The sequence below is a fragment of the Vibrio sagamiensis NBRC 104589 genome (assembly GCF_007990935.1).
In the GTDB taxonomy this organism is placed as follows: domain Bacteria; phylum Pseudomonadota; class Gammaproteobacteria; order Enterobacterales; family Vibrionaceae; genus Vibrio; species Vibrio sagamiensis.
Genome location: NZ_BJXJ01000017.1, coordinates 88328 through 94732 on the forward strand (window position 1 = coordinate 88328; position 6405 = coordinate 94732).

At 44.4% G+C, this 6405-nt stretch carries 4 protein-coding genes; 3 read left to right on the forward strand and 1 reads right to left on the reverse strand.

From position 1 onward, the window contains the following. The first annotated feature begins 3 nt into the window (after positions 1 to 3). Together VSA01S_RS10200 and ubiK are read left to right on the forward strand one after the other, a co-directional pair. The gene (locus VSA01S_RS10200; RefSeq protein WP_039981866.1) at positions 4 to 3129 is read left to right on the forward strand and encodes a multidrug efflux RND transporter permease subunit; all 3126 of its coding nucleotides are present in this window, start codon (positions 4 to 6) and stop codon (positions 3127 to 3129) included. 132 nt (positions 3130 to 3261) lie between these two features. Then, entirely contained in the window at positions 3262 to 3513 is a 252-nt protein-coding gene (gene ubiK / locus VSA01S_RS10205; protein ID WP_021710912.1) for a ubiquinone biosynthesis accessory factor UbiK, read from the forward strand. 162 nt (positions 3514 to 3675) lie between these two features. On the opposite strand, the gene ilvC is transcribed toward ubiK, so the two are convergent. Beyond that, complete coding sequence (gene ilvC, locus VSA01S_RS10210; RefSeq protein WP_039981867.1) at positions 3676 to 5160, reverse strand: ketol-acid reductoisomerase; 1485 nt, start codon at positions 5158 to 5160, stop codon at positions 3676 to 3678. Between the two features lie 139 nt (positions 5161 to 5299). Between ilvC and ilvY the strand changes: the two genes are divergently transcribed. Further along, positions 5300 to 6190, forward strand: coding sequence for an HTH-type transcriptional activator IlvY (gene ilvY, locus VSA01S_RS10215; protein WP_021710910.1), 891 nt, complete (start codon positions 5300 to 5302; stop codon positions 6188 to 6190). Positions 6191 to 6405: the final 215 nt, after the last annotated feature.

Below are 6405 nucleotides of genomic sequence, written 5' to 3' on the forward strand. Positions count from 1 at the left end.
GCAATGCGTTTTACCGATATATTTATTAAACGTCCCGTTCTAGCGGCTTCGATCAGTTTTTTGATCGCCTTGCTTGGACTGCAGGCGTTATTCCAGATGCAGGTGCGCCAGTATCCAGAAATGACCAATACCGTCGTTACGGTATCTACTGGGTACTATGGAGCAAGTGCCGACCTTATCCAAGGTTTCATCACTCAACCTCTTGAGCAAGCCATTTCTCAAGCTGATAATATTGACTTCATGACGTCACAAAGCGTATTGGGTAGTTCAACGATTACCGTTTACATGAAGCTCAATACTAACCCAAGTGCCGCTTTGGCTGATGTGTTGGCGAAAACCAACTCGGTCCGCTCTCAGCTACCAAAAGAGGCTGAAGATCCAACCGTAACAATGTCGACAGGTTCAGATACTGCCGTCTTGTATATTGGCTTTACTGCCGCGCCGACAGAAAATGGCGAACCACTTAACTCAAGTCAAATCACCGATTATCTTGAGCGCGTGATCAAGCCTCAATTGTTTACAGTTGGAGGGGTATCAAAAGTAGACTTATATGGTGGTCTACCATATGCACTTCGAATCTGGCTCGATCCGGCTAAGATGGCGGCCTTTGATTTAGCCGCAACGGATGTCATCAATATCCTTAACGCAAACAACTATCAATCAGCGATCGGTCAATCCAACAACGAATTCGTGCTCTACAACGGTAGTGCTGACACGCAATCGAACACTCCAGAAGATCTCGCTCAGTTAGTTGTATCGACTGTAAATAGCCAAGTCATTCGACTCGGTGATATTGCAGAGGTAGATTTAGCGAAAAGCCATGATGTTTATCGTGCGATTGCGAACGGTCAGGAAGCGGTTGTCGCTGCGATCAATGCCGCACCAAGTGCTAACCCGATCAATATCGCCAAAGGGGTCCTTGAGCTGCTCCCTTCACTAGAGCGAAATATGCCTGACACCATTGAGATGGCGGTGATGTATGACTCGACCATCGCTATCAATGCATCGATAGAAGAAGTGGCCAAAACCATCATTGAAGCCGCCGTGATCGTCTTAGTTGTCATCACACTATTTCTTGGTTCATTTCGTGCTGTACTTATTCCTATTATCACCATTCCCCTGTCTTTGATTGGCGTCGCCATGGTAATGCAGATGTTTGGCTTTTCGTGGAACCTGCTCACCTTACTTGCTATGGTTCTAGCGATTGGTCTCGTGGTTGATGATGCCATTGTGGTACTTGAAAACGTCGATCGTCATATCAAGTTAGGAGAGAGTCCATTCCGCGCTGCGATCATAGGTACTCGAGAGATTGCCTTACCCGTTATCGCCATGACGCTAACTTTAGGCGCGGTCTATGCGCCAATTGCACTCATGGGAGGAGTCACGGGAGCGCTCTTTAAGGAGTTTGCCCTTACTCTCGCGGGTTCAGTGTTTGTGTCAGGGATCATCGCTTTAACACTCTCACCGATGATGTGTTCAAAGATGCTTATCGCAAGTCAAAAGCCAAGTAAATTTGAATCAACCGTTCACCACTTACTTGACCGTATGGCTGAGCGCTATTCGGCAATGCTCACTGCTGTAATGGCACATCGTCCAGTGGTGATTGGCTTTGCTGTCATCGTATTTGCTTCGCTTCCCGTGTTGTTTAAGTTTATCCCTAGCGAATTGGCACCAGCAGAAGATAATGGTGTGGTCATGCTACTGGGTACCGCACCAGCCAATGCCAACTTAGACTATATTCAAAACACCATGGATGAAGTCAACAAAACCTTGGTTGAGCAGCCAGAAGTAAAATACGCACAAATTTTCGCGGGCGTACCGAACTCTAACCAAGCTTTTGGTCTCGCAGCGTTGGTTCCTTGGGGAGATCGTCAAGCCAGTCAGGCTGAAATTGCGGCTAGGGTAAATGGCATGGTACAAGATATTCCAGCAATGTCGGTTACGACCTTCCAGTTACCCGAGTTACCTGGCTCACCATCAGGTCTCCCTTTGCAATTTGTTATCACAACACCGAACAGCTTTGAAAGCTTATTTCAAGTCGCTTCTGACGTGTTGAGCAAAGTGCAGCAAAACGGCATATTCGTCTACTCTGATCTTGATTTGAACTTCGGTTCGGCAACAATGCATATTGAAATTAATAAAGATAAAGCGGGTGCCTACGGCATTACTATGCAGTCGATCGGAGCCACACTAGGAACAATGATGGCTGATGGCTATGTTAACCGAGTTGATATAGATGGTCGCTCCTACGAAGTTATTCCACAGGTAATACGTAGTAATCGACTTAACCCTGACAGCATCAATCAGTATTACGTAAAAACGTCGACTGGCACTTCTGTGCCTCTAGCCGAACTGGTCAGTATTGAAGTGAAATCGGCACCACGTTCCCTGCCTCACTTCAATCAGCTCAATTCCGCAACCGTTGGTGCCGTTCCTGGCCCTGGAGTAGCAATGGGTGATGCAATTGCTTGGTTTGAAAACGACGTAGCCAGCTCTCTACCGAAAGGCTATCGATATGACTTTAATGGTCAAGCTCGTCAATACGTCACGGAGGGAAGTGCCCTATATGCAACATTCGGCCTCGCTCTCGCCGTTATTTTCCTTGTCTTGGCAATACAGTTTGAATCGATTCGAGATCCACTGGTCATCATGGTTTCCGTCCCATTGGCAATTTGCGGTGCCCTGATTGCAATGGCATGGGGCACAACAACCATGAATATCTACTCACAAGTTGGACTTATCACCCTTGTGGGGCTAATTACCAAGCACGGTATATTGATTTGTGAGGTAGCAAAAGAGGAACAATTGCATAAAAAATCCTCAAGAATCGATGCCGTCATGGAAGCGGCTAAAGTTCGACTGCGGCCAATTTTAATGACGACTGCCGCGATGATTGCTGGTTTAATCCCGCTATTATTTGCCTCAGGTGCAGGTGCAGCACAGCGATTTAGTATCGGTGTCGTCATCGTAGCTGGTCTATTCATTGGTACTCTGTTCACGCTCTTTGTCCTGCCAGTAATTTATAGTTACCTCGCAGAACAGCACAAACCTATTCCGGTTTTTGTTGAAGATGATGAGCTAGAAGAACTGGCCAAAATTGATCAAGCGAAAACAACTCAGCAAAACTAATCATTGATGTAAATCACTCAAGGCCACTTCGGTGGCCTTTTTTTATTTTCATGGTTTTTTTGCTATCAAGGTGGCGACTTTGTCGTATCATTTGCATAAAATATGAATAAATCAAAAGGAGCTTTAGTCGCTATGTTTGACCCAAAGAAGTTAGAAAAAATTGCTAAGCAAATTCACGATTCAATGCCACAGCCAGTTAAAGATTTAGGCACTGACGTCGATCAAAAAGTCCGCCAAGTCATTCAAGGACAACTAAATAAACTCGATGTTGTGAGTAGAGAGGAGTTCGATGTACAGACTCAAGTTCTTCTACGCACACGACAAAAACTTACTGAGATGGAAAGCAAGCTAGCAGAACTTGAAGCGAAGCTAGCTGAAAAGTAGTCACCCTGTTGATTGAAGCATTGTATTTACTACTGAAACTTTCAATTTACCAAGCGTACCCAAACAAAAAAGGCTTAATCATTCCTGACTAAGCCTTTATTAATTTACCAAACTCTAAACTTGTGCATTATCTAGATAAACTTCACTGAGTTAAGCGTTATATTATCCGCCAACCGCAATTCTCTTCATGTCCGTCATGTATCCACGTAGCTCAGCACCAATATATTCTACTGGGTGGTTACGAATCGCATCGTTGACAACGATTAGCGTTGCATTATCAACCTGATTCGATGTCTCGCTGAGCCCTTTACCAATCACATCAGTATCAACTGACGACATAAAGCTCTCACGTAATAGTGGTGTTGCAACATTAGCAAATAGGTAGTTACCATATTCAGCCGTGTCAGAAATAACAACATTCATCTCATACAAGCGCTTACGTGCAATTGTATTAGCGATAAGAGGTAGCTCATGCAGTGACTCATAGTAAGCTGACTCGTCGATGATACCTGATGCCGTCATCGCTTCAAAAGCAAGTTCCACTCCAGCACGAACCATAGCAACCATTAAAATACCGTTGTCAAAATATTCTTGCTCTGAAATCTCGTAGCCTGTTTCAGGATAGTTTTCAAACGCAGTCTCACCCGTCTCAGCACGCCAACCAAGTAAGTTTGCATCATCATTAGCCCAGTCTGCCATCATTGTAGAGGAGAAGTGCCCAGTGATAATGTCATCCATGTGCTTGTTGTACAACGGACGCATCAAGTCTTTTAGTTGCTCTGAAAGCTCAAAAGCTCTGACTTTGGCTGGGTTGGATAGGCGATCCATCATATGTGTGATACCACCAAACTTCAGTGCTTCAGTGATGGTTTCCCAACCGTATTGCAATAGCTTGCCTGCGTAGCCAGGGTCGATGCCATCGGCAACCATCTTCTCATAACAAACAATTGAGCCAGCTTGTAGCATGCCACAAAGGATAGTTTGCTCACCCATTAGGTCAGATTTCACTTCTGCCACAAAAGAAGACTCTAGACAACCAGCACGGTGACCACCTGTTGCTGCAGCCCAAGCTTTGGCGATATCCCAGCCCTCACCTTTAGGGTCGTTTTCTGGGTGAACAGCGATAAGAGTCGGTACACCAAAACCACGCTTGTATTCTTCACGAACTTCCGTACCCGGGCACTTAGGTGCAACCATTACTACCGTTAGGTCTTTACGGATTCGCATGCCTTCTTCAACAACATTGAAACCGTGTGAGTAACCTAGGGCTGCACCTTGTTTCATCAAGGGCATGACGGTTTCAACCACATTAGAGTGTTGCTTATCCGGAGTTAGGTTGACCACTAAGTCAGCTTGAGGGATCAAAGTTTCATAACTACCGACTTCAAAACCATTTTGTTTGGCATTCTTAAATGATTGACGCTGCTCATCAATTGCCGCTTGACGAAGTGCATACGCAACATCAAGCCCAGAATCACGCATGTTAAGACCTTGGTTAAGGCCTTGAGCACCACAACCAACGATAACTACCTTTTTGCCTTTCAGGTAATCCGATTCTGTTGCAAATTCTTCACGGTCCATAAAACGACAACGGCCTAATTGATCGAGCTGTTCGCGCAGGTTTAAGGTATTGAAATAATTAGCCATCGAGGTACTCCTTAAGATTTTCCGTGGTGGGGAAACAGCATTTTCCTACCGAATGAGATCATACTAAATCAGACATAATGTTGCTTAAAGTGATATATTCACAATTAGTAATTGCAATTAATGCAACAAAGGAAAGCAAGTGAACATTAAACGGCTACAACTTTTTATTCACCTATGTGAGAGCAAAAGCTTCGCTAAAACAGCAGCTGCCATGCACCTAAGCCCATCGGCTTTAAGCCGGCAAATACAAAAGTTGGAGCAAGAGACGCAACAACAGCTGTTCTTGCGTGATAATCGCAGTGTCGATCTCACCATTCAAGGCCAAAAACTCCTCCCTGTTGCTCTAAGAATCTTAAGCGAATGGCAGCAATATCAAAATCACCTCAAAGGTACAGAAGAAGATTTGAAAGGAGAAATACGTCTATTTTGCTCGGTGACAGCAAGCTATAGCCATCTTCCCGAGTTACTTTCAGAGTTTCGCCTACAGCATCCTTTCATTGAATTCAAACTATCAACAGGTGATCCTGCCCAAGCAATAGATAAAGTCTTGGCAAATGAAGCTGATATCGCTATTTCTGCAAGGCCTGAACAACTTCCAACTAAAGTTATCTTCGAACCAATTAGTGAAGTCCCTCTATCTGTAATAGCCCCGGTTGGTATAAGTAGCTTCGCAGAGGAACTCCTACAAGATCCCCCTAACTGGGCCAATATTCCTTTTATTCTTCCAGAAGCAGGAACAGCAAGAGAACGAGCCAATGTATGGCTCAAGCAAATGAAAATCAAGCCGAATATATATGCTCAGGTCTCTGGACATGAAGCGATTGTCAGCATGGTTGCTCTCGGCTGTGGAGTCGGTATTGCACCTGATGTAGTGATTAACAACAGCCCTGTCAGAGAGAAAATTAACCGACTTAAGGTATTGCCTATCAGACCGTTTGAACTTGGTGTTTGTTGCACCAAAAGTCAATTAGATAACCCTTTAGTACAAGCTTTGTGGCAAGTTGCTGAGAGCAAGTATATTCCTTCTTAGATTTTACCCTACATAGAGTGTAAGCTTACTAAAAGTCAGACTCGACAAAGTCTGGCTTTTAACGACTATCTATCAAGGTATCACATACGAAAAAGCCTTAATATTGTCTACTAGGGCTTTATTTGAATCTATTGTGGAACAGCCGGGACGTCCAGTTCAGAAGTTGCGATCAATCTGGACTCATACCCCGAAAAGGAAAATCGCTTTTCTTTAAA

What these genes read in the sequence shown, in the direction of transcription:
- ilvC (WP_039981867.1), bottom strand. Translation starts at nt 5,160, where the DNA reads ATGGCTAATTATTTCAATACCTTAAACCTGCGCGAACAGCTCGATCAA.
- VSA01S_RS10200 (WP_039981866.1), top strand. Translation starts at nt 4, where the DNA reads ATGCGTTTTACCGATATATTTATTAAACGTCCCGTTCTAGCGGCTTCG.
- ubiK (WP_021710912.1), top strand. Translation starts at nt 3,262, where the DNA reads ATGTTTGACCCAAAGAAGTTAGAAAAAATTGCTAAGCAAATTCACGAT.